The 274-nt window shown below is 46.7% G+C and carries 1 protein-coding gene; it reads right to left on the reverse strand.

Going from position 1 to position 274, the window contains the following annotated elements; all coding sequences use genetic code 11:
- On the reverse strand, positions 1-274 hold a 274-nt coding region (locus C1G53_RS12815), incomplete at both ends, for a phosphoribosylformylglycinamidine synthase subunit PurQ (RefSeq protein ID WP_153046740.1).

The following is a 274-nucleotide window of genomic DNA, read 5'->3' on the forward strand; positions in this document are numbered from 1 at the left end:
TCCTTGGTCTTTCTTGCCTGGAATGTTTTGGAAAAGACCGTCCTCGTAACGCTCCGAATGCCCCATTTTCCCGATGATTTGTCCGTTGCGACTGGTAATACCCTCAATGGCATGGCTGGATCCATTTGGATTGTACTTAGAATCCATGCTTGGCTGACCAGTAAAGTCAACGTATTGGCTGAAGATTTGCCCATTATCACGCAAAGTAGCAAATTCCTCGTCCGTCACTACAAATTTTCCTTCACCGTGGGAAACTGGGATAGCGTGAATGTCG

It is taken from the genome of Streptococcus suis (genome assembly GCF_002960445.1).
GTDB lineage: Bacteria > Bacillota > Bacilli > Lactobacillales > Streptococcaceae > Streptococcus > Streptococcus hyiners.